The organism is Halorubrum distributum JCM 10118 (genome assembly GCF_000337335.1).
GTDB classification, from domain to species: Archaea; Halobacteriota; Halobacteria; order Halobacteriales; family Haloferacaceae; genus Halorubrum; species Halorubrum distributum.
Map to the genome: position 1 here is coordinate 45713 of NZ_AOJN01000048.1, position 22222 is coordinate 67934.

Consider the following 22222-nt stretch of genomic DNA (forward strand, 5'->3'; position numbering starts at 1 on the left):
TGCGGCGTTCCGCTACACGTCGCCGAGCAGCGAGGCGACGGTTCGCTCGACCGCCGCCGCGGCCGCCCGGACCTCGCGAACCCGAACGTACTCCCGCTCGGCGTGGGCGACGGCGCCGGCCTCGTCGGCGAGGTCGCCGGGCCCGAACACGACCGTCGGCGCCGGCGCGAAGTAGGAGGCCTCCGTCGCGGCGCCGAACGGCCGGGCGTCGCCGCCGCGCTCGCTCGGGAGACCGACCGCGTCGCCCGCCTCGCGCGCCGCTCCCGCGACCGCGCGGACGAGTTCGTGGTCGGGATCCGTCGCGAACGCCTCCAGGAACGGCGACTCGCGGTCGGTCAGCGCCACCGCGGCGTCGACGTCGCGGTCGGTCGCGCGAGCGCCGGCGTCGCCACCCTCCGCGCCGGACGCCAGCGACTCCCGCACTGCGGCCGCGAGCGACGACCGGAACCCCTCGGCTGTCTCCGGGGGGACGCTCCGCCGGTCGACGGTCATCGCGCAGTCCGCCGGGACCTGGTTCGTCGCCGCGCCGCCCTCGATGACCGTCGGAGTGAGCTTCGGCGGGCCGAGCTGCGGGTGCGCGTCGACCCCGTCGTCGAACGTCCGGATCGCCGCGAGCGCGTCCTCCGCGGCGGCGACCGCGTTCGCCCCGGCGAACTCCGCGGCGTGCGCCGCCGTCCCGGACAGTTCGACGGTCGCCTGAAACCGACCCTTCGCAGCGGTGCACGCGTCGAGGCCGGTCGGCTCCCCGACGAGGTACAGGTCGCCGTCGAGCCGGTCGTCCGTCCCCGGGAGCCGCCCCGTCAGGGCTGCTGCCCCGAGCGAGAGCGCTTCCTCGTCGGGCGTGAGCGCGAGCGTGAGCCGCCCGCGGTCGGGGTCGGCGGCGAGGAAGGCGTGTAAAAGCGCCGCGAGCGGCCCCTTCGCGTCGCAGGCGCCGCGTCCGCGGATCACCGCTTCGTCGGCCGCCGCGTCCGACTCGGAACCACCGCGCTCGTCCGCCGCCGCCTCGCCCCGCTCAAACGGGACGTGTGGCGTCACCGTGTCGAGGTGGGTGTTCAACACGAGGTGCGGACCGGCGTCGGGCGCCGGCGAGCGCTTCTCCGCGACGACGCAGCCGTCGGCGACGACCGCGGGGTCGGCCCCCAGGTCGCCCAGCAGGTCGACGACGAACTCGCGCATCTCGTCGGGCGACTCGTGGGAGGGAATCCGGACCGCGTCCTCGAGGAACGAGACCGGGTCGAACTCGGCGCTGCGGCCCGGGTCGGCGTCGCTCCCGGGGCTCATCGCGGGTCGGCGGGGAGCGTCCCCGAGAACTCGTGAGCGACGGGGCCGGTGAGGGTGGCGTGGCCGGCGTCGGGGACCTCGATCTCCAGTTCGCCGCCCGGCGGGCGGCTCACTGCGGCGTCGCCGTCGATCAGGCCGAGTCGGCGGGCGGCCGCGACGACCGCGACCGCGCCGGTGCCGCAGGAGCGCGTCTCGCCCTCGACGCCGCGCTCGAAGGTGCGCTGGTCGAGAACTGCGGGACCGTCGCCGGCGCCGTCGTCGACGACCGCGGCGAGGTTCACGTTCGCGCCCTCGGGGAAGACGTCGGCGTAGCGAACCGGCGGCGCGACCGCGTCGAGGTCGACCGCGTCGATGCCGTCGGGGTCGTCGCGCCCGCCGTCGACGAACGCGACCGCGTGCGGGACGCCGGTGTTGACGGCGGTGACGGTCAGTCCCTCGACCGGTTCGTCGACGAGGGAATCGTCAGCGAGCGCGCCGTCGCGGGCGACCGGAACGCGGCGGGGGTCGAACGTCGGCTCGCCCATCTCGATGGTGGCCGCGGTCGCGTCCGCGGTCACGGTGGCGCGCCGGGTGCCGGCCTGCGTGTCGATCATGAACTCGTGATCGCCCGTTCGATCGTGGGCCCACCGCGCGACGACGCGGGCGCCGTTACCGCACATCGTCGCCGTCGAGCCGTCCGGCTGGACCAGCGTCATCACGACGCGCGTCGGGTCGAACCGCTCCTCGACGCTGAGGAAGAGGACGCCGTCGGCGCCGCGCCGGTCCGCAGGCGCGCCGCGCTCGTCGGCGTCGGCGCCGAAGTCGCGGCCGTCGACGCCCGTCTCGCGGTCGCAGTGGGCGCGCGCGAACGCCGCGCGGTCGCCGACGTTCTCGGCGGCCGCGTCGACGACGAGGAAGTCGTTGCCCGTGCCGTGGTACTTCTCGACCGGGACGGCGTGAGTGCTCATCGGTCGCCCTCCGGTCGGTCGGTTCGGTCGCGGTCGGCCTCGCGCTCGACCGTCGTCAGGTCGCCGAGCGTCTCTCTGCGCCGGGTGACCGCCGCGCGTCCGTCGTCGAGCGCGACCTCCGCGGGCCGCGGTCGTGAGTTGTATTGGCTCGCCATCTCGTATCCGTACGCGCCCGCGACGCCGACCGCGAGGAGGTCCCCGCGGCTCGGGTCGGCGAGCGCTCGGTTCCTACCCAGCGTATCACCGGTCTCACAGATAGGTCCGGCGACCGTGACAGGGGTTGCCTCCCGCTCGGCGACCGGTGGTTCTCCCGACGCCCCGCCGAGATTGCGGATCGGGTGGTACGCGTCGTACATCGCCGGGCGGAGGAGGTCCGTCATCCCCGCGTCGACGCCGACGACCGTCTCGTCCGGCGTCGGCTTCACGGTGTTCACGCGCGTGAGGAGGACGCCCGCGTCGGCGACGACGTAGCGCCCCGGCTCTATCGCGAGGTCGACGCCCGCGGGGAGCGGCGCGACCGCCTCTCGGGTGGCCTCCGCGACGGCCGGCAGGTCGAGGGCCGGGGCGTCCTCCTCGTAGGGGACGCCGAACCCGCCGCCGACGTCGACGTATTCGAGGTCGATCGGGTCCGCGTCGCGGGGGTCGTCGCCGTCCCGGTCGCTCGGTTCGGAGAGGTCGCGCGCCAGCTCGCCCATCCGCGCGACCAGCTCGCGGTGGCTGTCCAGCTGGTCGGGGTCGATACCGGAGCCGGCGTGGGCGTGGAGTCCGACCACGTCGAAGCGCCCGGCCGCGTCCCGGGTCGCCTCTGCGGCCCGGTCGTAGGGGATCCCGAACTTCGCGGCGCCGCCGGTGGTGACCTTCTTGTGGTGCCCCGCGCCGACGCCGGGGTTCACGCGGACGCAGACCCGGCCGTCGTAGCCGCGCTCCGCGAGGCGGTCGAGCGCGTCGACCGCGCCGACGGTGACCGTGAGCTCCGGCTCCGCCTCGGCGACGCCGGCGACGTAGTCGAGGTCGCGGGCGGGCGGGTTGACCGCGGTGTAGTGGAGTCGCGAGCCGTCGAAGCCGGCCGCGAGCGCGCGGTCGACCTCGCCCGCCGAGGCGCACTCGGCGTCGAGCCCGGCGTCGCGCACCGCTTCGAGGACGGCTCGCCCGGTGTGCGCCTTGACGGCGTACCGCACGTCGGCGTCGGGGAACGCCGCGAGCAGGCGCTCGCAGTTCTCGCGGACGCGGTCGAGGTCCTGGACGTAGAGGGGCGTCTCGTGCTCGCCCGCGAGCCCGCGGAGACGCTCGGCGTCCCAGTCGCTCACGCGGCGGACCGGCGGGTTGTCGGCTGCGGGCTCGCCCGCTTCCTCCCCGGTCGCGTCGCCCCGACCGCCCGCGTCGCGGTCGCTCATTCGCGGAGGGCGTCCTCCCGCTGCGTCGCTTCGAGGGTGTCCTCCTCGACGTGCGTCGCCACGACGGCGGGCTTGTACGCGCCGCCCTCGAACAGTTCGTGATCGCCGACGGACGACTCCACCATCCGGGTGAACGCGCGGCGGTCGGCCGGGAGGTGGCCGTAGATGACTTCCTCCTCGACGAGATCGTAGACCGGAATCCGCGGCGTCAAAAGGGTGTTCTCGCCGACGATCGAGTTCTCGCCGACGCGGAACCCCGAGGTGACCCGGCAGCCCGCGCCCAGCGAGACGCCGTCCTCGACGATGACGGGCGCGTCCTCCACGGGTTCGAGGACGCCCCCGATCAGCGTGTTGGCGCCGAGCTTGACGTTCTCGCCGAGCTGGGCGCAGGAGCCGACGGTGTCACAGGAGTCGACGAGCGTGCCGTCGCCGACGTACGCGCCCATGTTGACGAACGAGGGGCTCATCATGATGCAGTCGCTGCCGAGGTAGGCGCCGCGGCGGATCGCGGTGCCGTCGGGCGTGTTCCGGGTGCCGCGCTCGCCGAGATCCTCCGTGTCGCGCAGCGGGAGCACGTCGTAGTAGGTGACGCCCCCGTACTCGCGCGCCTCGGTCTCGCGCAGCCCGAAGTTGAGCAGGATGCCCCGCTTGACCCACTCGTTGGCCTCCCACGAGGTCACGTCGTCGCCGGTCTTCTCGGCGGCGCGGACCTCACCGGCCTCCAGGGCGGCGAGGAACTCGTCGATGACTTTGGCGTCCGCGTCCGTCGCGTCCGCGGCGGTCAGTCCGTCCTGATAGCGGTTCCAGAGGTCGCCTACGTCGGCTTCGAGGCTCATTGGGTAGTGTATGGATGAGTGTCGGTATTTATATGTCGATGTGCGTATGTCCCACGGTCATTCGGTGCCGCCCGCGTCCAGCACGTCGCCGAACCCGTACCAGCCCGGGTCGCGGCCGGCGAGCCACGCGGCGGCGTCGAGCGCGCCCTCGGCGAACACCCCGCGGTCGCCGGCGCGGTGCGTGAGCTCCAGCGTCTCGCGGTTCCCCGCTAAGAGGACCTCGTGCTCGCCGGTCACGTCGCCCGCGCGGCGGGCGTGGACGCCGACCTCGCCCGGGCTCCGCGGGGCGTCGCCCTCGCGGCCGTGGACGCGCTCGTCGAGGTCCTCGCGGACGGCCTCCACGTCGTCGAGGATCGACTTCGCGGTGCCGGAGGGGGCGTCGCGCTTCGCGTTGTGGTGCGTCTCGGTCAGCTCGACGTCGTAGCCGGGGAGCGCGGCGGCGGCCTCCCGGACCGCCCGGCGGAGCGCGGCCACGCCGCGCGCGAAGTTCGACGCCTTGAGCACGGGCACCGCCTCGCTCGCGGCCTGAACACTGTCGATCTGCGACTCCGCGAAGCCGGTCGTTCCGGTGACGAGCGGGACGCCGGCGTCCGCGCAGGCCTCGGCGTACGCGACCGCCGACTCGGGGCCGGTGAAGTCGACGAGGACGTCGGGGTCCTCGCTCGCGAGGAGTTCGCCGAGGTCGCCGGCGTCGGCGACCGGGACGCCCGCCACGGGGTCGGTCGCGGTGCGGTTGACCGCGACCGCGACGACGACGCCCTCGCGGTCGGCGGCCGCCTCGATCACCTCGCGGCCCATCCGCCCGCCGGCGCCGGTGACGGCGATCCGGAGATCGGCGTCGGCCGAGCCGCCCGCGTCGCTCATTCGGCGCCCTCCGTCGCTGCGAGGTCGAGGGCCGTCGGATCGAGCGTTCCGGCCGCCCGCTCGTCGTACGCGGCCAGCAGCTCGCGGAGCGACTCGCGGCGGTCCTCGGAGAGCCGCGAGAGCGGCGAGCGGACGCGGGGGCCGCCCCGCCCGCGGAGGTGCATCGCCTCCTTCACCGGAATGGGGTTCGTCTCGGCGAACAGCTCGCGGACGAGCGGCGACAGCTCGTGGTGGAGCGTCCGCGCGCGGTCGTAGTCGCCCGAGAGCGCGGCGCCGACCATCGCGCAGGTCCGCTCCGGCTCGACGTTGGCGACCACGCTGATCGTCCCCGTCCCGCCGACGGAGAGGACCGGCAGCGTGAGGCCGTCGTCGCCGGACAGCACGGCGAACGCCTCGTCGCGGGTGCGCTCTATCACCTCGCTGATGAGGTTGAGGTCGCCGGAGGCGGCCTTATACCCTCGAATGTTCGGGTGTTCGGCGAGCTCGACGGTCACGTCGACCGGGATCGACTGCCCCGTGCGGCTCGGCACGTTGTAGACGATCTGCGGCAGGTCGACCTCGTCGGCGATGGTCCGGTAGTGGTCGAGGAACCCCTGCGGCTCGGGCTTGTTGTAGTACGGCGAGATGAGCAGCAGGCCGTCGGCGCCGGCGTCGGCCGCGCGCCGCGACAGCGAGAGCGCCTCCGCGGTGTTGTTCGATCCGGTGCCGGCGATCACGGGGATGTCGTCGAGCGCGTCGCGGACCGTCTCGATCACCGCGACGTGCTCGTCGTGACTCATCGTCGCCGACTCGCCGGTCGAGCCGACGGGAACGACCCCGTCGACGCCGGCCCGCTCCAGGTAGCGGGCGTTTGCGGCGAGCTGCTCGTGGTCGACCGCGTCGTCGTCGGTGAAGGGGGTCGTCATCGCCGGATAGACGCCCTCGAAGGGCGCGTCCGTCGTCTCGCTGTCCGTCTCGTCCTGCGTCGCGTAGGGTGTCGTGGTGGTCGTGTCTGTCATGGGTGCTGCGGTGGGTTCGGGTCGGTGAATGGGCCGATGCGCGCGGGTCGGGGGTCGTCCGGGACGGGGTCGTCACTCCCGCCGGCGGACGGCTCACGCGCGTTTTTTGTAGAAGAGCCGCGTCGCTGCCGTCGACTGCGGACCGCGTGCGGACGCGGGTCGGGTCACACCGACATATGGATCGGTCGCGCGCTTATGCGTTGTGTCTCGGGTGGAAACTGCCGCGTGGTCGGTCGCGGCCCCACTCGGAGACGGTCACGGGCCTGTTTCGCGGCGGCTCGCGGTCACGCCCCGAGCCTGTCCGCCAGTTCGTGGAGCGTCTCGACCGTGAGGTCCGGATCGCCGCCGAACGGCTCCCACGGCGTCCCCTTCCGGTCGACCCACGCGGCCTGCATCCCGGCGTGGCTCGCGCCCAGCACGTCGAACCAGCCGGCGGTGGCGTGGACCACCTCGTCGATGGGTGTCCCGGTCCGGGCCGCGCCGTGGCGGTAGAGCTCGGCGGCCGGCTTGAACGTCTCCACCTCGTCGGCGCTGATCGCGTCCTCGATCAGGTCGCCGATGTCGGCGTGGTCGACCATCGACGCGAGCATCTCGGGGTCGCCGTTCGAGAGGACGTAGCAGTCGTACCCCGCGTCGTGGAGCCGCCCGATCGCGTCGCGCACGTCGTCGAACACCTCAAGCTCGTGGTACACCGCGAGGATCTCGTCGCGCTCGGTGTCGGGGAGGTCGACGCCGTGCGCCGCCAGCGCGTACGTCAGCGCGTCGCGGTTCACCTCGTAGAACGGCTGGTAGGCGTCGACCGCGTTCGCGACGAACGTGTACGCCAGCGACCGCGACCGCCACAGTCGCGACACCGGCTTGGGGTCCGGAACCCGGTCCGCGAGCGCCGCCTCGGCGGCCTCGACGTCCACGAGCGTGCTGTACGAGTCGAACGTCACCGTCGAGACGCGGTCGGGATCGAACGCCATGTGCGGGGCCACAGCGGGCGGCCGGATAAGCGGTCGGGGCGCCGGCAGGGCCCCCACGGTCCGACCGGCGAGATAGTGGCAGTCTGGACAACGGAGCCGCACGGCTCGCACATTTATCCGGGGCGGGCGACTCTGGGAGACGCATGAGCGACCCTGCCGACGACGCCCCCGACCCGACGGAAGACGCTCCGGATCCGACCGCGGAGAACGCGCCGGCCGCGCGCGACGAGGTCGACGCCGACACCGACGCCGGCCGCCACGAGTACGATCCGGACGCCGACCACGCGTTCCCCGACGAGCGGCTCAACGAGGTCCTCGCCCGGCTCGAATCGGACGAGGAGGTCGTCACCTACCTGGAGGCGCAGAACGTCAACCCGGTCGCCCGGAAGGGGTACAACGACCACGGGTCCAAACACGTCGAGATCGTCCGCGACCGCGCGCTCCGGCTGTACGACCTGCTCAAGTCCGGCGGCGTCGAGTTCAACGGCGCCCGCCAGCAGGGACTCGACGAGGCCGACGAACCGGTGATCGTCGCGCTGGCGGCGACGCTCCACGACATCGGCCACGTCGTCCACCGCCACGACCACCCGTACTACTCGATCCCGCTGGCCGCGGACCTGCTGGACGACCTGCTGCCCTCCTTCTACGACGTGGCCGATCAGGTGCGCGTGAAGGCCGAGGTGCTCCACGCGATCCTCTGTCACCACACCGAGGAACAGCCGCTCACGCTGGAGGCCGGCGTCGTCCGGATCGCCGACGGCCTCGACATGGAACGCGGGCGCTCGCGGGTCCCCTACGAGGAGGGCGGCCGCGGGATAAACACCGTCTCCTCGCAGGCGATAGAGCGCGTCTCGCTCCGCGAGGGCGACGAGACGCCCGTTCAGGTCGTGATACGGATGAACAACGCCGCCGGCGTCTACCAGGTCGACTCGCTGCTGAAGGCGAAGATCGACGGGTCCCTGCTCGAAGATCGGATCCGAACGGTCGCGATCAACACCCACAGCGACGGGAAGGACGGGAACGGCTCGATCGTCGACCGGATCGAACTCTGAGCGGTCGCTCCCGGGCCCGAACGGACCGGCTCAGGGGCCCCGGAGCGTGTCGCCCGCCCCGTTCCGGTGGGACGCCTCGTCCGCGACGGTCGTCGCGGCGACGGTCGTCGTCCGCGCGAGGTGGTCGGGCGTGAGTCCGCCGCACAGCTGGCTCTCCTCCGCGGTCCCGCCGCCCAGCACGGGCGCCGCCTCGAACCCGTTCGAGCGTGTGCCCGTCGCCGCGATCCCGGGCTGATTGACGACGAGGCGGCCGGGGGCGAGCCGCTCGGCCACCTCGCGGGCGCGGCGCTGTTGGGTGGTGTGGACCGCGGCGGCGTGGGAGGAACCGATCTCGGCGGCGAGCGCGGTCGCGGCGTCGAACCCGCTCCGCCCGTGGACCGCGACCGCGGGGATCCCCGGCAGCGTCGCGAGCGGGTCGTCGGCGCCGTCGGACTCGGCGACGAGGAACGCCGCCTCTCGGGCCGCGCTCGGGAGGTCGAGGGCGGCCGCCAGCCACCGCGGCGAGTTCCCGCGCGGGTCCGCCTCGGCGCTTTCGTCCCCTCCGGCTTCGTCGAGGAACGCCCGGAGTCGCTCGCGCTCGGCGTCCTCGAGGACGTACCCGCCCTCGGCTTCGAGCGCGGAACACAGTTGGTCGACCGCCGGCGTCACCGTGACGACCGCGGCGTCGCCCGCGGGGTGGGCGCCGAAGTCGTAGGTCGCCCCGACCGCGACCCGCGTCGCCACCGCCTCGGACGGGAGCGATCCGTCGGCGACGGCGACCACGCCGTCCGCGCTGGTGGCGACGTTCGGCGTCCCGCAGCGCTGCCCAGCGGTAACCGTCGCCTCGGAGCCGGCCGCCACGGCGAAGTCGGCCCGCTCGAACAGCGCGTCGGTCTCGGGCTTCGCGGCCGGCGCGGGCAGCATCGACACCGCGCCGGTCGGTGCGCCCGCGTCGGCGAGCGCGCGGCGGACGGTCTCGACGACCACGTCGCACGTCTCCACGGTCGACGGCGAGGGCGCGAACACGACCGCGTTCCGTGCGGCGAGCCCGTACAGCGAGAGGACCGCAGGGATCACGACCGGATGCGTCGCGGGGACCGCCGCGCCGACGACGCCCGTCGGCCCGGCGACGGTCACCGTGCCCGCCGCGCCGTCGCGGCCGACCACGCCGGCGGTCGGCGCGTTCCGCAGCGTCCGCCGGGCAGCGTCGAGCATGGTCGCGATCTTCTCGGCCTTCGTTCCCGGGTGGCCCCGCCCGGTCTCGTTGGCCGCCGACCGCGCGAAGCGGCTGACCGTCTCCCTGTCCGCCAGCCGCTCGCCGACCGACCGTACGAGGGCGTCGACGTCGTCGGGGTCCCACGCAGCCAGTTCGTCCCCCGCCGTCCGCGCCGCCGTGACGGTCCGCGCCGCGCGGCCCGGCAGGTCCGCGGCGCTCGTCGCGGACGGGCCGGCCGCCGGTTCGCGCGAGCCCCCCTCCGCCGCGGGGTCGGTACCTTCGCTGTCGGCGGTCGCGTCCCTCTCTGCCGCCGGCGTCGGACCGTCGTCGTCGTCGGTCGCCGCCGGGCCGCTTCGCCCGTCCGGTTTCGTCTCGTTGCGTCCGTCCGGTTTCGTCTCGTTGCGTCCGTCCGGTTTCGTCTCGTTGCGTCCGTCCGGTTTCGTCTCGTTGCGTCCGTCCGGTTTCGTCTCGTTGCGTCCGTCCGGTTTCGTCTCGTCGAGCCCGGCCGCCGTGCCGGTGTCGTCGCCCTCGCCCGTGCGGTCCCTGTCCATGGAGTCGACTGCGGCGGCATCCGGCTTATTCTCACCCCGTGGAACACTGTGTCACCGCGCGCGAAAGCCGTCACCGAGGAAACAGTTATGTCGGTCGGCGCGGTGCGGGCGGACGTATGACGGAGCCGTCGGAACTCGTGGGCGTCGTCGAGCGTCGCCTCGACTTCCTCGAACGGCTCACCGCGGGACCGCTTCGCAAACACGAGCTCGTCGACGCGCTCGGTCACTCCCGGTCCACGGTGAACCGCGCGATTGACGAGTTGGAGGCCGCGGGGCTCGTCGCCGGCGAGACCGACGGCTACCGGACGACGCTCTCGGGGCGGCTCCTCGCGGGCGAGTACCGCGAGTTCCTGACGGTCGCCGACGACCTCGCGGCCGCCGGCGACGTGCTCGACCCGCTCGGCGCGGACGTCGACGTCGACCCGGCGATCCTCCGCGAGGCGGAGACGTACCGGGCCGCGGCCCCCGACCCCTACCGACCGCTGGAGGTCCTCGACGAGGCGCTCGCCGACGCGGACGCGGTCGCCGCCGCGCTGCCCGGGTTCCCCTACCCCCGGGTCGCCGAGCGGCTCCGGCGCGCGGCCGCCGGTGGAGGGACCGTCGACCTGGCGCTGGCGGACCGTGCGTACCGACACGCGACCGAGCGCTTCGCGGACGACCTCGGCGCCGTCGCGCGCCGGGACGACTGCCGGGTCGCCGCGGTCGACGCCGTCGACGCGGGGGTCGTCGCGGCCGACGGGACCGCGCTGCTGCTCACCTTCGACGACGACGGGACACTCCGCGGCGCGGCGGCGTCGACCGAGCCGGAGGCGGTCGCGTGGGCGGAGACTGAGGTGCGCGACCTGGTCGAGCGCGGCCGTGACGCGGACGAGGCGCTCGCGGCGATGGATCGCTCCGAGGCGAAGCGCACGGAGGGCGACCGAGCCGAGGCCGAGGGCTCCGGCGGCCCGGCCGGCAGCGGCGACGCGGACGCGTCCGACCGAGCGGGCCGTGACGGCGAGGCGGACGGGAGGGGGTCGAGCGCCGCGGGCGGGCTCTTCGGGCGGATCGGTTCGGGCGGCGGCGGCCGGAGCGCGCTCTCGGCGCAGGGGTTCCACGCGGTCGACGAGGAGCGACTCTCGGGCGACCCGGACCCGTACGGACCGCTCCGCGCCACGGCGTCGTTCCCGGAGGTCGACGCGGGGTACGTCCTCGAAAGGACGACGGTGCGCGACGGCGACCGACGCTCGATCGCCGGGCTGCTCGTCGACGGGCTCGCCGAGGGGACGGACCACGCGCTGGTCGGCCCGCCGGGAAGCGGGAAGAGCACCGTCTGCCGGAGCGTCGCGGTGGAGTGGTACCGGTCCGGACGCGGCCCGGTGACGTACCGACCGGGCGACGGCGGCGACCCGTTTTCTGCGACGGAGCGGCTCCGCGAGCGCGTCACCGAGGGCGACGGCCACCACCTCGTCGTCGTGGAGGACGCCGTCGATCCGGGGGCCGCGGAGGCGTTCGGCGTCGCTCGCGAACTGGCCGACCGCGACGACGTGTCCTTCCTGTTCGACGCCCGCGAGGAGCCGTACGACGACCCCGACGGGCTCCCGCTGTCGCCGGCTGACCTCCGTTACCGCAGGGAGGTGGCGACCGCGCGGATGCCGCGGCTCGACGCGCGCGAGGTGGCGCGGTTCGTCGACCACGTCGCCGAGTGTACGGGGTCCGTGCCGGCGGCCGATCCGGCGGCGCTGCTCGACGACGTGCGGCGCGCCGACGACGAGCGCGTCGGCGAACTGCTCGCGCTCGTCCACCGCCTCGTCCGCGCGACCGGCGACGGCGCGAGCGTCGTCGGCGAGGCGGGCGAGCGCGCCGGCGGCGCGCCGGGGGCGGAGGCCGACGCGAGCGACGCGTCGGCCGGCCGCGACGACGCTGGCCCCGAGTCCGGACTGGAGACGGCGGTCGCGGAGGCGGTCCGGGAGGTCCGGAACCGCCCGCCGCCGACCGCGGACGTCGCGGTGCTGGTGAACCTCCTCAACGTCGCCGGCGTGGGCGACGTCCGCACGCTGGCGTACGCGCTCGTCGACGGCCCGGACGGGAGCGCGGGATCGGGGACCGGGACAGGGGGGACCGACGGCGAGGGGGCGGACCGCGACCCGTCGCCGACCGTCGACGGCGTTCGCCGCGCGCTCGACCGCCTCGTCGGGACGGCGCTCGTTCGCTCGCGCGACGGGGAGTACCGCGCGGTCCACGACGAGTGGTCGGTGCTGTTCTTGGAGCGGCTCGTCGAGCGGGAGCCGGCGCCGGTCGTCGCCAGACGCGTGGGGCGGGCCGTCTCGCGGGTGCTCGCGCTCGCGGACGACCCCGCGCGCCGCTCGCGGATCCGCCGCGCGGTCGGCGGGGACGCGCCGACGGTGAACCGGATCGAGCGCGACCCGGGCGCGTGGGCGGCCGAGACGGTCCGTGCGGTGTACGGCGTCGGGCGTCGTTACCCCCGCCTCGCGCCGCTGTACGGGCGCGTGCGCTACGCATGGATCGACCTCCCGGACGCGTGCCCGGACGACCTGCGCGACCGGCCGCCGGAGTGGGTGGCGCGGATGTACGTCGAGGCCGGCGACCTCGACGGCGCGACGGCGGCGCTGGACGCGTGGCGGCCGGTCGACGAGGCGGGCGCCGCCGAGCGGCAGCGCGGCTACGGCGACGTGGCGCGGCGGCGCGGCGAGTACGACGCGGCGCGCGATCGGTACGAGCGGGCCGAGGAGCTGTTCGCGGCCGCGGGCGACCGCGGCGGGCTCGCGGCGGCGATCCGGGGGCGGGCGCAGGCGGCGCACTTCGACGGCGACTACGAGCAGGCCTACGAGGCGGGCTCGCGAGCGTACGCCATCGCCGCCGAGGTCGGCGACCCCATCGCGCGGGCGAAGGCGCTGATGGACGTCGGGAACGCGCTCGACGGGCTCGACGGGACGGACGCCGTCCTCGAGCACTACCGGGTCGCCGGTGACCTGTTCCGCGCCTACGACGACACTCACGGCGAGGCGAACGTCCGGGCGAACCTCGCGGTCGCGCTGCGGCGGCGCGGCGACCTCGACGCGGCCGCGCGGACGGCGCGGCGCGCGCTCGACGGCTACCGGACGGTCGGCGACGAGCACCGCGAGGCCATCTCGCTTCTGAACCTCTCGGCGGTCGCGGAGCAGCGCGGCGCCGTCGGCGAGGCGGTCGCCCACGCGTCCGAGGCGCGGGCCATCGCCGAGCGGATCGGCTCGGACATGTACGAGGCGTTCGCGCTGAGCCACCTCGGCAGCGCGGCGCACCTCGCCGGCGACCTCGACCGGGCGGAGCGGTTCCTGACGGCCGCGCTCGACGGCCTCGACCGCCTCGGCGCCGACACGCGGTGCGCGATGGTGACCGCGATCCTCGGCGAGGTGGCGGTCGACCGCGGCGACCCGACCGAGGCGGAGCGGCGGATCGAGCGGACCGCGTCGCTGCTCGACGATCACGCCGGGCGGAAGCGCCTCGCCGAGCTGGACCGGATCCGGGGGCGGTTGGCGCTCGCCCGCGGCGACGCCGAGGCCGCGGCGGCGGCGCTGACGGACGCGGTCGACGCTGCGAGGGCGGGCGGGTTCACGCAGGTCGAGGCGCACGCGCTCGCGTCGCTGGGCGCCGCTGCGGCCGAGCGCGGCGACGCCCCCGCGGCGGCCGAGCGGTTGACCGCGGCCCTCGATCTGGGCCACCGAATCGACTGCGCGCGGGCGATCGTTTCGGCGGCCGACCGGCTCGCCGACCTGCTCTCCGGGAGCGCCACCGGGTCGAACCCGGTCGACTGCGAGGCGCTGACCGAGGCGCTACGGGAGGCGCCGCCGGAAGCCGTTCCGGCGGATGCGACCGCGGATCCGGCGGCGTACCGCGAGATCGCCGAGCGCTGGCGCGTCGACGCCGACGGGGTCGCCGCGGCGTATCCCGCCCTCGGCTGAGGGGCGCGGCCCGCGGCGCGAGGAGTTAGCGCGTCGCGGCCGAACGAGCCGCGCGCGAGGCGCACCGCGACCGGTCAGTGTCGCAATCGCTTTGGGGGCGCGCGGAGAACCGCGGCCATGACCGACGCCGACACGCTCGCGGACCTGCGGACCGCCGCCGACTACCAGTTCGGGGCCGGCGCGGGCGAGGCCCTGTTCCCGCCGGACGACGCCCTCACGGTGCGCCGGTCCAGCGGCGGCCGCCCGCGCCAGGTGATCGACGGCGACGTCGACGACACGCCCGGCAGCAGCGAGGGGGACCGCCTCGTCTCGTACGGCACCGACGGCAGGTTCACGCTCGGGCTCGCGGGCGGGAAGCGGATCGCCGAGGCGTTGCCCGAACCGCGACACCGGATGGTCGTCGGCGAGGAGAGCGAGCCGTTCGTGCGGGAGGGGCGCAACGCGTTCGCGAAGTTCGTCACCGCGGCCGACGACGGGATCCGCCCCGGCGACGAGGTCCTCGTCGTCGACGAGAGCGGCGCGATATTCGGGGTCGGGCGGGCCGAGCTCTCCGGCGTCGAGGCCGAGGCGCTCGGCTCCGGCGTCGCCGTGAAGACGCGCGACGGGAACCCGGCGGACGACGAATAGCGAATTTTTCTCTGCGGTGATTTCTCTGCGGTGGCGCGTGCCTGCGAGCGGCCGACCGGCCGCGAGCAGCACCGCGCGAGGGACGCGGCGAACGCGAGCGGCGCAGCCGCGAAGCGTGAGCCGCGAGGCTGGGGAGGTGTGAGGTGCGGTGCTGTGCGGGGCGGGACTCGAAGGGGCAGCCGTGAGGCGGCCAGAGGTGACGTCAAGCACCGCAGGAGCGAGCGACGCGAGCGACGAGGAGCGCAGCGAGCGTCTGGCCGCCTCACGGCTGGGGCTTCGGCGGTGTTCTCCTGCGATCCACAGTCAGCTATTTATAAACGAGCGGCTGGGGCTTCGGCGGTGTTCATCGGCGATCCACGGTCAGCTATTTATAAATGAGCGGCTGGGGCTTNCAGCTATTTATAAACGAGCGGCTGGGGCTTCGGCGGTGTTCATCGGCGATCCACGGTCAGCTATTTATAAATGAGCGGCTGGGGCTTCGACGGTGTTCATCGGCGATCCACAGTCAGCTATTTATAAAGAAAGGTGTCGAACGTCCGGACCAATTTATAAGATCCCTGCGAGCCCCAGCGCCTCGATCAGCGGGACGCCGGCGACGACCGAGCCGATCAGGTAGCCGCCGATAGCGCCGCCGTTTAAGAGGGGAAGGCCCGCGTGCGCTCGCCCCCGTATCACCCACCGCATGAGGACGAGCAGCCCCGCGAGGGTGCCGACCATCGCGAGCAGCGCGGGGAGGTTGACGCCGAGGAGCGGGACCGCGAGATCCGCCGCCGGCGAGAACGTCGCCGCGCTCGCGATGAGCACCGTCGGGATGACGGCGTCGCCGAGGCCGATGAAGAAGGCGTCGCGGTCGCCGGCTTCGGCGGGTTCGGCAGCGTCGCTTCCGTCGGCGGTGTCGGAGTCGTGACCGCTGTCGGGCTCCTCGTCGGTCTCCGCCTCCTCGCCCACCCCTGACGCCTCCTCGCTGGCCGACTCGCCGTCGAGCAGCGAGTACGACAGCGACAGCGGGATCACCAGCACGACCGGGATGTTCAGGTCCATCACGCCCTCCGCGAGCGACAGCATGTGCTCGGTGCCGTACACGGAGACCGCGTCGTAGACGGCGAGGACGGCGAGTAAGATGAGCGCCGGCAGCAGGCCGAACGAGATACCGAACAGCCCGGCGGCCCCCGCGCCCATCAGCACCCCGGCGGTGTCGATCACGTACCACTCGGGGTGGACGAGCAGGCCGACGGCGACCGCGACCGCCGGGACGGCGGCCGCGAGCGGCGAGACGAGCGCGGAGAACACGTACCACGAGAGCCACGCCGAGACGCCGACGATCAGCAGCCGGATCGCCCCGTCGAAGTCGTACCGGAACGCCGCCAGCATCAGCCCGGTCATCGCGACGATGGCGACGACGTACAGCACGCTGTTGGCGGGGTTCTCGGGGTTCTCGACGGCCTGATAGCCGCTCTCGGCGAACTCGGGGACCAGCGCCAGCGCGCCCACCTGGACGACGAGGAACAGCCCGACGACGAAGGCGACGCCGCGGTACTCGCGGGGGAACATTCGACCGGCGGTTCGTCGGCGGAGGGTTTCGTCCTTGCGCTTCGGTCTCGCGCTCCGACGGCCGTCGCTGTTCGGTGAGGCGGAACGCGTACAGAAACGGGTTCGGGCTCGGTGTGGGAGCGGGTGGACCCGAACCCAAGCCGACGGACGACGGACGGTGGAAGCGAGTGGCCGACCGGCCCGCCCGGAACGGGATGGGGCCGGTCGGATTCGTCCGCGGCGTTTGCTTCCTTCCCCGAGCGACGTAAGAACTTACCGGCCGAGTTATCAGATCAGATACTCAGATCCGGGCAAGGCGAGCCCCGCCGCGGAGTCCCTGAATCGCACCCGGGTTCGCCGCTGCGACGTGGGGACAGCGACGGCCGAGCGCGTCGGAAGCGGTTGTGACTCGGCGTCGGTGGAAGTGAGAAATGTGTGGAAGTGGGAAATGTGTGGAAGTGGGAAAGGGGTGGAAGTGGGAAGGGGAGGTGGGCGAAAGGCGAAGCGACGGGAGGCGGACGGGCGGCGGCCGGACAGCGGACCCCCGGGCTGTCGTCGGCGACGCCGCCCAGTGGTCGGGACGGGCGCGCGGATCGATTAACGCCGAATCCCAACGAGAAAAGCGTCGGTCTTCGGCAAGAGACGGTACGTTCCTCACGCGTATAAATGTGTGAGATCCGGACCTGCGGGATCCGGACGTCGTGCGACCCGGCCGCGTTTGACACGGCCACCCGAGACCTGGCCGCCCGAGACTCCGGCGTCGCTCGGCAGCGCTCGCCGACGCGCTCACCGACGGTCGCGGAGCGCCGGAAACTCCTCCCGGACCGCCGCGACCCGCTCGGGATCGACGGCCGCGGTGACGACGCCCGGCTCGTCGCCGACCGACGCGAGCGCGGTGCCCCAGGGGTCGTACACCGCGCTCCGGCCGCAGAGCGCGTCGTCGCCGAACCGGCCGCTCCCGTTGATCGCGGCGACGTACGCGAGGTTCTCGATGGCCCGGGCGCGGCCGAGCGTCCGCCAGTGTTCGATCCGCGGGTACGGCCACGCGCTCGGCACCAGCACGCACTCGACGCCCGCGTCGACCATTGCGCGGAACTGCTCCGGGAACCGGAGGTCGTAGCACGTCGTCACGCCGACCGTGACGCCGCCGAGTTCGACCACCGGCGTCCGCTCGCCGGGCACCATCCGGTCCGTCTCCTCGGAGCCGTACCCGAACAGGTGCCGCTTCCGGTAGACGAGCCGGCGCTCGCCGTCGGCGTCGAACAGCACCGCGGCGTTGGCGAGGCCGGACTCGGCCGGCACGTCGAGCCCGTCCGCCGCCGACGCCGACAGGTCCTCGACGACCGTCCCGGCGAGCACCGCCACGTCCTCCTCGTCGGCCGCGGCCGCGAACCGGGCCAGCCGGTCGCCGGCGAGGCTCTCCGCGGCGCGGCCGTACGAGTCGAACTCGAAGTAGCCGACGTCGAACAGCTCGGGGAGGACGACCAGGTCCGCGCCGTCGGCGGCGGCCGCCCGAATTCGGTCGAGCGCCCGCTCGACGTTGGCCTCGATGTGGCCGCCTTCGACCGCCAGCTGGACGCCCGCGAGCTTCATGCCGGCGAGGCCAGCGCGTCGCGGAGCGCGTCCTCGAGGTTGTCCAGCTCGGCGTCGAAGTTGCGCTTGAAGAAGGACTCGACGCCGGGGAGGCTCCCGTCGACGACGAACTCGTTGGCGAGGCGGCAGCCGCCGTCGTCGGTCTCCGTGATCTCGTGTTCGCCGGTGACGCGGAACGCCCGCGACTTCCCGACGAACTTCACTCGGTTCGGGGGGTCGCGCTCGACCTCCTCCGTCTCCACGTCGATGGTAGAGCGGATCATCGGTATCGGGAGCGCGACGTGCCAGGTCGCGCTGCCGTCGTCGTGAACCTCGAAGGAGTCGACCACGCTGATGGCGCCCGCGCGCTGCTCCGCGTCCGAGATGAACGCCCACACGTCGGCCGGCGGCGCGTCGAACTCGAACGTCCGGGAGACTCGAACGGTCATACGATCCCGTTTGGGGCGACGGGGGTTAAAAATGCGCGTCGACGGAGTCGGGTTCGGGGAACGCGTCGACGGAGTCGGGTTCGGGGAACGCGTCGACGGAGTCGGGGAGCGCGGCGAGCGCGTCGGGACGCGCCCGCGACCCTACCGTCTCAGCCGTCCGGCGTCACGCGCCAGGTGGTCGACTTGGCGCGGCCCCACTTCTCGATGTCGACGTCGTCCGACTTCTCGGCGAGTCGGGGGAGCCGCGAGCCCACCTGCTTCGCGGTGAGTCCGATCGCGTCGGCGATCGTCTTCGAGCGAACGTACCGCTCGCCACGGGTGACGCTGTCCGTGAGGTACGCGAGGATCCGCTGTTCCTCCTCGGTGTACTCGCTCATTATTAGCTGTACGCGTCTGACGTTCTTAACGGTTTCTCGTCGTTCGGACCGGGCGACCGGTCCGCGCCGCGGATCGGTCGCTCAGTCGAACAGCTGAACCGCGCCGACGGCGAGCGTCGCGAAGACGAACGCGCCCGCGAATCCCCACGCCTTCCCGAGCTGCCCCGGGTACGCTAGCATCACCACGGCGCCGACGACCGCGATGGCACCGAGCGCGAGCGCGACGCCGACCTCCTTGTCCGATTCGATGGAACCCTCGCTCATACGAACCGCTTCGCGGGGGACCACTTAGTTCATGCGAACCGCGCGACACGGGCCGGGGAGGAACGCCCGCGACGACCGGGGCGCGGGCGACGCGTCGCGGTCAGATTATCTCGACGTGGTCCGACGCCTCGTTGAGCGCGAGGTTCGCCGCGATCTCCGCGTTCCGCATGGCGTACTCCGCGGTGTGCTGGAGGCTGACGAGCACTTCGCGGGTCATCAGCAGCGTCTCGTTGTCCAGGTCGTCCGGCAGCTCGGCGAGGATCTCCTGTTCGCGGTCCTCCAAGCGGGAGAACAGGTCGCGGCACTCGACGGTGAGGTCGTAGTCGCGCTCGACGACGGCGCGCACCGCGAGCGCGGTCAGCTCGTCCACTTGGTCGGTGAACTCGCGGATCTGCCGCATCGTCGCGCTGTCGACGTCGAGGGTGTGGCCCTCGGCCTCCATCACGATCTCGGCGATGTCCTCCGCGTTGTCGGCGGTGAGTTCGAGGTTCTTCGCGACGGAGCGGTAGCCGATCAGGGGGAACCCCTCTTCGAGGCCGACGGCGCGCGCGAGGTTCGGGTTCTGGTAGGCGGTGAAGATGAGCCGGAGCAGGAGGACGAAGATCTTGTTCGCCTGCCGCTCGCGGTTGAGCGCGCGCTGCGCGAGGTCCGGGTTGCCGTGCGCGAGCGCCTTCACGCCCTCGCCGCGCATCGTCGAGCCCGTGTTCTCCAGCCGTTCGAGCAGGTTGTCGAGGGTGAAGTCCTCGGGGTCGACCGAACAGCGGATCGAGATGTCCTCCGGGGTCTCCTCGATGACGCCGAGCCCCATCAGCTGGGTCTCGGCCTTGTACACCGCGTTGATGTGCTCGCTGTCGAGCGTCCCCTCGCTGCGGACGTGGATCACGCGCCGCCCCAGCACGTACTGCGCGACGATCGCGCGTTCGAGCGAGCGCGCGTCGAGCCCGTCGGCGTTGATCACCGCCTCCGACTCCTCGGTGCTCACCGACTCGGGGAGCACCGTGAGCGTCCCCTTGCCGCCCATCCGCAGCGACACCTCGTCGCCTTTGTTCACGCCGTGTTCCTGTGCCCACTCGGCCGGGAGGGTCATCGCCAGCGTCGACGGCCCCAACCGCTGGACCTTCCGCGTTTCCATACGCGACCGTATCGCGGGATACACCTTAACGTTATTCCCATGTTCATTATATGCTTCATCGAATATACAAGGGATAGCTGTCGGAGGGTGGCCACACAGACTCCGAGTTGTCCTCCACGCCGGCCCGCGTATCGAGGTATCCGTCCGTGCCGGGCGGTCCGTGCCGATCGATCCGTGCCGTCCGTGCCGACCGATCCGCGCGCTTATGTCGGTCAGGCGGAGAGAACGGGTATGACCGAGCGGGTACTCGTCGTCGACGACTCCTCCTTCCAGCGGACGGTCGTCCGGGACGCGCTGGCGGACCGATTCGAGGTCGTCGACGAGGCGGAAAACGGCGCAGAGGCGGTGGAACTCTTCGAGGCGTACGAGCCGGACGCGGTGTCGATGGACGTCGTGATGCCGGAGATGACCGGGATCGAGGCGACCGCCGAGATCAAGGACCGCTGGCCCGACGCGGTGATCGTGATGTGTACGAGCGTCGACCAGCAGGAGAAGATGATGGAGGCGGTGAAGGCGGGCGCCGACGGCTACGTGACCAAGCCCGTGGACGCCGACGAGCTGGTCGGCGAGTTCGAGAGCCACCTCGGGTAGCGGCGTCGCGAGGCCGGCACGGATTCAGGTTGGGTCGAACGACCGCAGGATCGACGCGAGCGCGCTCGCCAGCTCCTCGAAGCGGTCCATCTCCATCGAGTCGGTAGTCACCCAGACGCCGTGGTTGTTAGCGATCACCCGCGTGAGGTACCCGTTCTCGAACACGCGGACCGTGAACCGGTAGTCGCCGAGCTGGGTGTCCGCGTACATCGACTGCGCGTGGAATCCCTGCCGCTCGTTCTCGGCGAACCCGACCAGGTCGGCGGTCCGGCTCAGGTCGCTGCGGAGGTACAGCTGCTCGACGTCCTCCTTCGTGAAGTACGTGAGGCTCCGCAGCTCGTCGCCCGTCGCCGTGCGGGCCGCGCTCAGTAGTTCGTCGGCGTGTTCGTCCGGTGGGTGGGACATACGACCACGATCAATGCTCACATACATGAGCGTGTGGGTGGCCGCAGCGTCGGCCGGCGACCGGGAGGGACAGAGTTTACCGACTCCCCCGTGATCGCTCGCCTGATGAGCGAGCACGACGACGTCTGCGTCCTGTTGCCGACGATGAACGAGGCCGAGACGGTCGCACGCGTCGTCACGGACTTCCGCGACGCCGGCTTCGAGGAGGTCCTGGTGATCGACGGCGGCTCGACCGACGAGACGCGGTCGATCGCTCGCGAGGCCGGCGCGCGCGTCGTCGAGCAGTCGGGCCGCGGCAAGGGACAGGCGGTCAGGGAAGCCGTCCGGGACCACGTCGAGGCTCCGTACGTGCTGATGGCGGACGCCGACGCCACCTACGACGCCGACGACGCCGCGGCGATGCTCGACCCCCTCTTCGACGGCGAGGCCGACCACGTCATCGGGAACCGGTTCGCGGACATGCGCCCGGGCGCGATGACCCGGCTCAACCGGATCGGTAACCGGCTGATCAACCTCGCGTTCCGGGCGATCCACCGCGAGGGCTACCGCGACATCCTCTCGGGGTACCGCGCGTTCTCCCGCGAGTCGTTCCTGCGGCTCCACCTCACCGCGGACGGGTTCGGGATCGAGACGGAGATGGCCGTCGAGTGCGTGAAGAACCGCGTCTCGGTCGCCGTGGTCCCGATCACGTATCGGGAACGTCCCGGCGGCTCCGCGACGAACCTCCATCCGATCCGGGACGGCGGCGTGATCTTCCTAGAGCTGTACCGCAAGGCGAAGACGAACAACCCGCTGTTCTACTTCGGGAGCGTCGGCGTGGCGTCGACCGTCGCGGGGCTCGCGATGGGAGCGTTCGTGCTGTACCGGTACCTCGCGTTCGGCATCAGCCACGAGGTCGTCGCCGTCGGCGCGGTCGGCGCGACGATCCTCGGGATCCAGCTGCTCGTGTTCGGGGTCCTCGCGGACATGATCCACTCCCTCCATCAGGAACAGATCGCGCGGTACGAGCGCGCGCTCAACGGCGACACGGCCGAGGGGTCGTCGGTCGCCGACGGCGACGGTCCGGCGGTCGAGGCCGACGGGAGCACCGAGGCGAACCGTCCGCGGTCGGCTTCCGGCTCCGAACTCACCGACGACGCCGCCGGCCGGGACGGTCGCGGCGACTGAGGAACGCTCCCGCGACGGGTCGGGAACGGCCGGCACCGCACCGTTGTCTCCGGAAACCATCCGGTAAGCGTCGGCTACCCG

Annotated in this window: 20 protein-coding genes; 5 read left to right on the forward strand and 15 right to left on the reverse strand. The window is 72.8% G+C overall.

Annotation, left to right across the window (positions count from 1 at the left end):
• Nucleotides 1-12: 12 nt before the first annotated feature.
• The 7 genes from C466_RS08345 to C466_RS08375 all read right to left on the reverse strand — a co-directional run bounded on the left by C466_RS08345 (nucleotide 13) and on the right by C466_RS08375 (nucleotide 7288).
• A complete protein-coding gene (locus tag C466_RS08345; RefSeq protein WP_004598416.1) occupies nucleotides 13-1281 on the reverse strand; it encodes a M20/M25/M40 family metallo-hydrolase in 1269 nt (422 codons plus the stop codon).
• On the reverse strand, nucleotides 1278-2228 hold the full coding sequence (gene dapF / locus C466_RS08350) for a diaminopimelate epimerase (RefSeq protein WP_004598415.1): 951 nt from the start codon (nucleotides 2226-2228) through the stop codon (nucleotides 1278-1280). The genes C466_RS08345 and dapF overlap by 4 nt, the downstream gene beginning before the upstream one ends.
• Nucleotides 2225-3622 carry a diaminopimelate decarboxylase gene (lysA, locus tag C466_RS08355; RefSeq protein ID WP_004598414.1) on the reverse strand — a complete coding sequence of 466 codons (1398 nt, stop codon included), beginning with the start codon at nucleotides 3620-3622 and terminating at the stop codon, nucleotides 2225-2227. The genes dapF and lysA overlap by 4 nt, the downstream gene beginning before the upstream one ends.
• Entirely contained in the window at nucleotides 3619-4458 is an 840-nt protein-coding gene (locus C466_RS08360) for a 2,3,4,5-tetrahydropyridine-2,6-dicarboxylate N-succinyltransferase (RefSeq protein ID WP_004598413.1), read from the reverse strand. Before C466_RS08360 ends, lysA begins: the two co-directional genes overlap by 4 nt.
• Nucleotides 4459-4515: 57 nt before the next feature.
• The gene (gene dapB, locus C466_RS08365; protein WP_004598412.1) at nucleotides 4516-5322 is read right to left on the reverse strand and encodes a 4-hydroxy-tetrahydrodipicolinate reductase; all 807 of its coding nucleotides are present in this window, start codon (nucleotides 5320-5322) and stop codon (nucleotides 4516-4518) included.
• Nucleotides 5319-6320: a 4-hydroxy-tetrahydrodipicolinate synthase gene (gene dapA, locus C466_RS08370; protein ID WP_004598411.1), complete on the reverse strand. Its 1002-nt coding sequence runs from the start codon at nucleotides 6318-6320 to the stop codon at nucleotides 5319-5321. Before dapA ends, dapB begins: the two co-directional genes overlap by 4 nt.
• Before the next feature lie 284 nt (nucleotides 6321-6604).
• Nucleotides 6605-7288: a haloacid dehalogenase type II gene (locus C466_RS08375; protein ID WP_004598410.1), complete on the reverse strand. Its 684-nt coding sequence runs from the start codon at nucleotides 7286-7288 to the stop codon at nucleotides 6605-6607.
• Nucleotides 7289-7431: 143 nt separating this feature from the next.
• On the opposite strand from C466_RS08375, the gene C466_RS08380 reads away from it, so the two are divergent.
• Nucleotides 7432-8340 carry an HD domain-containing protein gene (locus C466_RS08380; protein ID WP_004598409.1) on the forward strand — a complete coding sequence of 303 codons (909 nt, stop codon included), beginning with the start codon at nucleotides 7432-7434 and terminating at the stop codon, nucleotides 8338-8340.
• 30 nt (nucleotides 8341-8370) lie between these two features.
• Here the strand turns inward: C466_RS08380 and C466_RS08385 are convergent, their stop codons facing one another.
• Nucleotides 8371-10086 carry an aldehyde dehydrogenase family protein gene (locus C466_RS08385; protein ID WP_004598408.1) on the reverse strand — a complete coding sequence of 572 codons (1716 nt, stop codon included), beginning with the start codon at nucleotides 10084-10086 and terminating at the stop codon, nucleotides 8371-8373.
• Between the two features lie 116 nt (nucleotides 10087-10202).
• Between C466_RS08385 and C466_RS08390 the strand changes: the two genes are divergently transcribed.
• Nucleotides 10203-14027, forward strand: a complete 3825-nt coding sequence (locus tag C466_RS08390; protein ID WP_004598407.1) for a transcriptional regulator FilR1 domain-containing protein — start codon at nucleotides 10203-10205, stop codon at nucleotides 14025-14027.
• Between the two features lie 117 nt (nucleotides 14028-14144).
• Nucleotides 14145-14654, forward strand: a complete 510-nt coding sequence (locus C466_RS08395) for a PUA domain-containing protein (protein WP_004598406.1) — start codon at nucleotides 14145-14147, stop codon at nucleotides 14652-14654.
• A gap of 546 nt (nucleotides 14655-15200) precedes the next feature.
• Here the strand turns inward: C466_RS08395 and C466_RS08400 are convergent.
• From C466_RS08400 to C466_RS08425, 6 genes are all read right to left on the reverse strand, one after another.
• Nucleotides 15201-16205 (reverse strand): presenilin family intramembrane aspartyl protease PSH, encoded by a 1005-nt coding sequence (locus C466_RS08400; RefSeq protein ID WP_004598405.1) that lies wholly within the window; start codon nucleotides 16203-16205, stop codon nucleotides 15201-15203.
• A gap of 765 nt (nucleotides 16206-16970) precedes the next feature.
• Entirely contained in the window at nucleotides 16971-17777 is an 807-nt protein-coding gene (locus C466_RS08405) for a nitrilase-related carbon-nitrogen hydrolase (protein WP_004598404.1), read from the reverse strand.
• Nucleotides 17774-18205 (reverse strand): CoxG family protein, encoded by a 432-nt coding sequence (locus C466_RS08410; RefSeq protein ID WP_004598403.1) that lies wholly within the window; start codon nucleotides 18203-18205, stop codon nucleotides 17774-17776. The genes C466_RS08405 and C466_RS08410 overlap by 4 nt, the downstream gene beginning before the upstream one ends.
• Before the next feature lie 149 nt (nucleotides 18206-18354).
• Nucleotides 18355-18582, reverse strand: a complete 228-nt coding sequence (locus tag C466_RS08415) for a DUF7123 family protein (RefSeq protein ID WP_004598402.1) — start codon at nucleotides 18580-18582, stop codon at nucleotides 18355-18357.
• A gap of 81 nt (nucleotides 18583-18663) precedes the next feature.
• On the reverse strand, nucleotides 18664-18846 hold the full coding sequence (locus C466_RS08420) for a DUF7525 family protein (protein ID WP_004598401.1): 183 nt from the start codon (nucleotides 18844-18846) through the stop codon (nucleotides 18664-18666).
• Nucleotides 18847-18946: 100 nt separating this feature from the next.
• Complete coding sequence (locus C466_RS08425) at nucleotides 18947-19978, reverse strand: phosphate signaling complex PhoU family protein (protein WP_004598400.1); 1032 nt, start codon at nucleotides 19976-19978, stop codon at nucleotides 18947-18949.
• Nucleotides 19979-20209: 231 nt separating this feature from the next.
• Between C466_RS08425 and C466_RS08430 the strand changes: the two genes are divergently transcribed.
• Nucleotides 20210-20569 carry a response regulator gene (locus C466_RS08430; protein ID WP_004598399.1) on the forward strand — a complete coding sequence of 120 codons (360 nt, stop codon included), beginning with the start codon at nucleotides 20210-20212 and terminating at the stop codon, nucleotides 20567-20569.
• A gap of 24 nt (nucleotides 20570-20593) precedes the next feature.
• Here C466_RS08430 and C466_RS08435 read toward each other — a convergent pair whose 3' ends face one another.
• Nucleotides 20594-20974, reverse strand: coding sequence for a DUF7522 family protein (locus C466_RS08435; RefSeq protein ID WP_004598398.1), 381 nt, complete (start codon nucleotides 20972-20974; stop codon nucleotides 20594-20596).
• Nucleotides 20975-21079: 105 nt separating this feature from the next.
• Between C466_RS08435 and aglJ the strand changes: the two genes are divergently transcribed.
• The gene (gene aglJ, locus C466_RS08440; protein ID WP_004598397.1) at nucleotides 21080-22141 is read left to right on the forward strand and encodes an S-layer glycoprotein N-glycosyltransferase AglJ; all 1062 of its coding nucleotides are present in this window, start codon (nucleotides 21080-21082) and stop codon (nucleotides 22139-22141) included.
• Nucleotides 22142-22222 lie beyond the last annotated feature (81 nt).

Excerpts from the sequence above, each read along its gene's own strand:
- C466_RS08415 (WP_004598402.1), bottom strand. The coding sequence starts at position 18,582 with ATGAGCGAGTACACCGAGGAGGAACAGCGGATCCTCGCGTACCTCACG.
- dapA (WP_004598411.1), bottom strand. The coding sequence starts at position 6,320 with ATGACAGACACGACCACCACGACACCCTACGCGACGCAGGACGAGACG.
- aglJ (WP_004598397.1), top strand. The coding sequence starts at position 21,080 with ATGAGCGAGCACGACGACGTCTGCGTCCTGTTGCCGACGATGAACGAG.
- C466_RS08405 (WP_004598404.1), bottom strand. The coding sequence starts at position 17,777 with ATGAAGCTCGCGGGCGTCCAGCTGGCGGTCGAAGGCGGCCACATCGAG.
- C466_RS08345 (WP_004598416.1), bottom strand. The coding sequence starts at position 1,281 with ATGAGCCCCGGGAGCGACGCCGACCCGGGCCGCAGCGCCGAGTTCGAC.
- C466_RS08375 (WP_004598410.1), bottom strand. The coding sequence starts at position 7,288 with ATGGCGTTCGATCCCGACCGCGTCTCGACGGTGACGTTCGACTCGTAC.
- dapB (WP_004598412.1), bottom strand. The coding sequence starts at position 5,322 with ATGAGCGACGCGGGCGGCTCGGCCGACGCCGATCTCCGGATCGCCGTC.
- C466_RS08380 (WP_004598409.1), top strand. The coding sequence starts at position 7,432 with ATGAGCGACCCTGCCGACGACGCCCCCGACCCGACGGAAGACGCTCCG.
- C466_RS08385 (WP_004598408.1), bottom strand. The coding sequence starts at position 10,086 with ATGGACAGGGACCGCACGGGCGAGGGCGACGACACCGGCACGGCGGCC.
- C466_RS08390 (WP_004598407.1), top strand. The coding sequence starts at position 10,203 with ATGACGGAGCCGTCGGAACTCGTGGGCGTCGTCGAGCGTCGCCTCGAC.
- lysA (WP_004598414.1), bottom strand. The coding sequence starts at position 3,622 with ATGAGCGACCGCGACGCGGGCGGTCGGGGCGACGCGACCGGGGAGGAA.
- C466_RS08360 (WP_004598413.1), bottom strand. The coding sequence starts at position 4,458 with ATGAGCCTCGAAGCCGACGTAGGCGACCTCTGGAACCGCTATCAGGAC.
- C466_RS08410 (WP_004598403.1), bottom strand. The coding sequence starts at position 18,205 with ATGACCGTTCGAGTCTCCCGGACGTTCGAGTTCGACGCGCCGCCGGCC.
- C466_RS08395 (WP_004598406.1), top strand. The coding sequence starts at position 14,145 with ATGACCGACGCCGACACGCTCGCGGACCTGCGGACCGCCGCCGACTAC.
- dapF (WP_004598415.1), bottom strand. The coding sequence starts at position 2,228 with ATGAGCACTCACGCCGTCCCGGTCGAGAAGTACCACGGCACGGGCAAC.
- C466_RS08420 (WP_004598401.1), bottom strand. The coding sequence starts at position 18,846 with ATGAGCGAGGGTTCCATCGAATCGGACAAGGAGGTCGGCGTCGCGCTC.
- C466_RS08430 (WP_004598399.1), top strand. The coding sequence starts at position 20,210 with ATGACCGAGCGGGTACTCGTCGTCGACGACTCCTCCTTCCAGCGGACG.
- C466_RS08425 (WP_004598400.1), bottom strand. The coding sequence starts at position 19,978 with ATGGAAACGCGGAAGGTCCAGCGGTTGGGGCCGTCGACGCTGGCGATG.
- C466_RS08400 (WP_004598405.1), bottom strand. The coding sequence starts at position 16,205 with ATGTTCCCCCGCGAGTACCGCGGCGTCGCCTTCGTCGTCGGGCTGTTC.
- C466_RS08435 (WP_004598398.1), bottom strand. The coding sequence starts at position 20,974 with ATGTCCCACCCACCGGACGAACACGCCGACGAACTACTGAGCGCGGCC.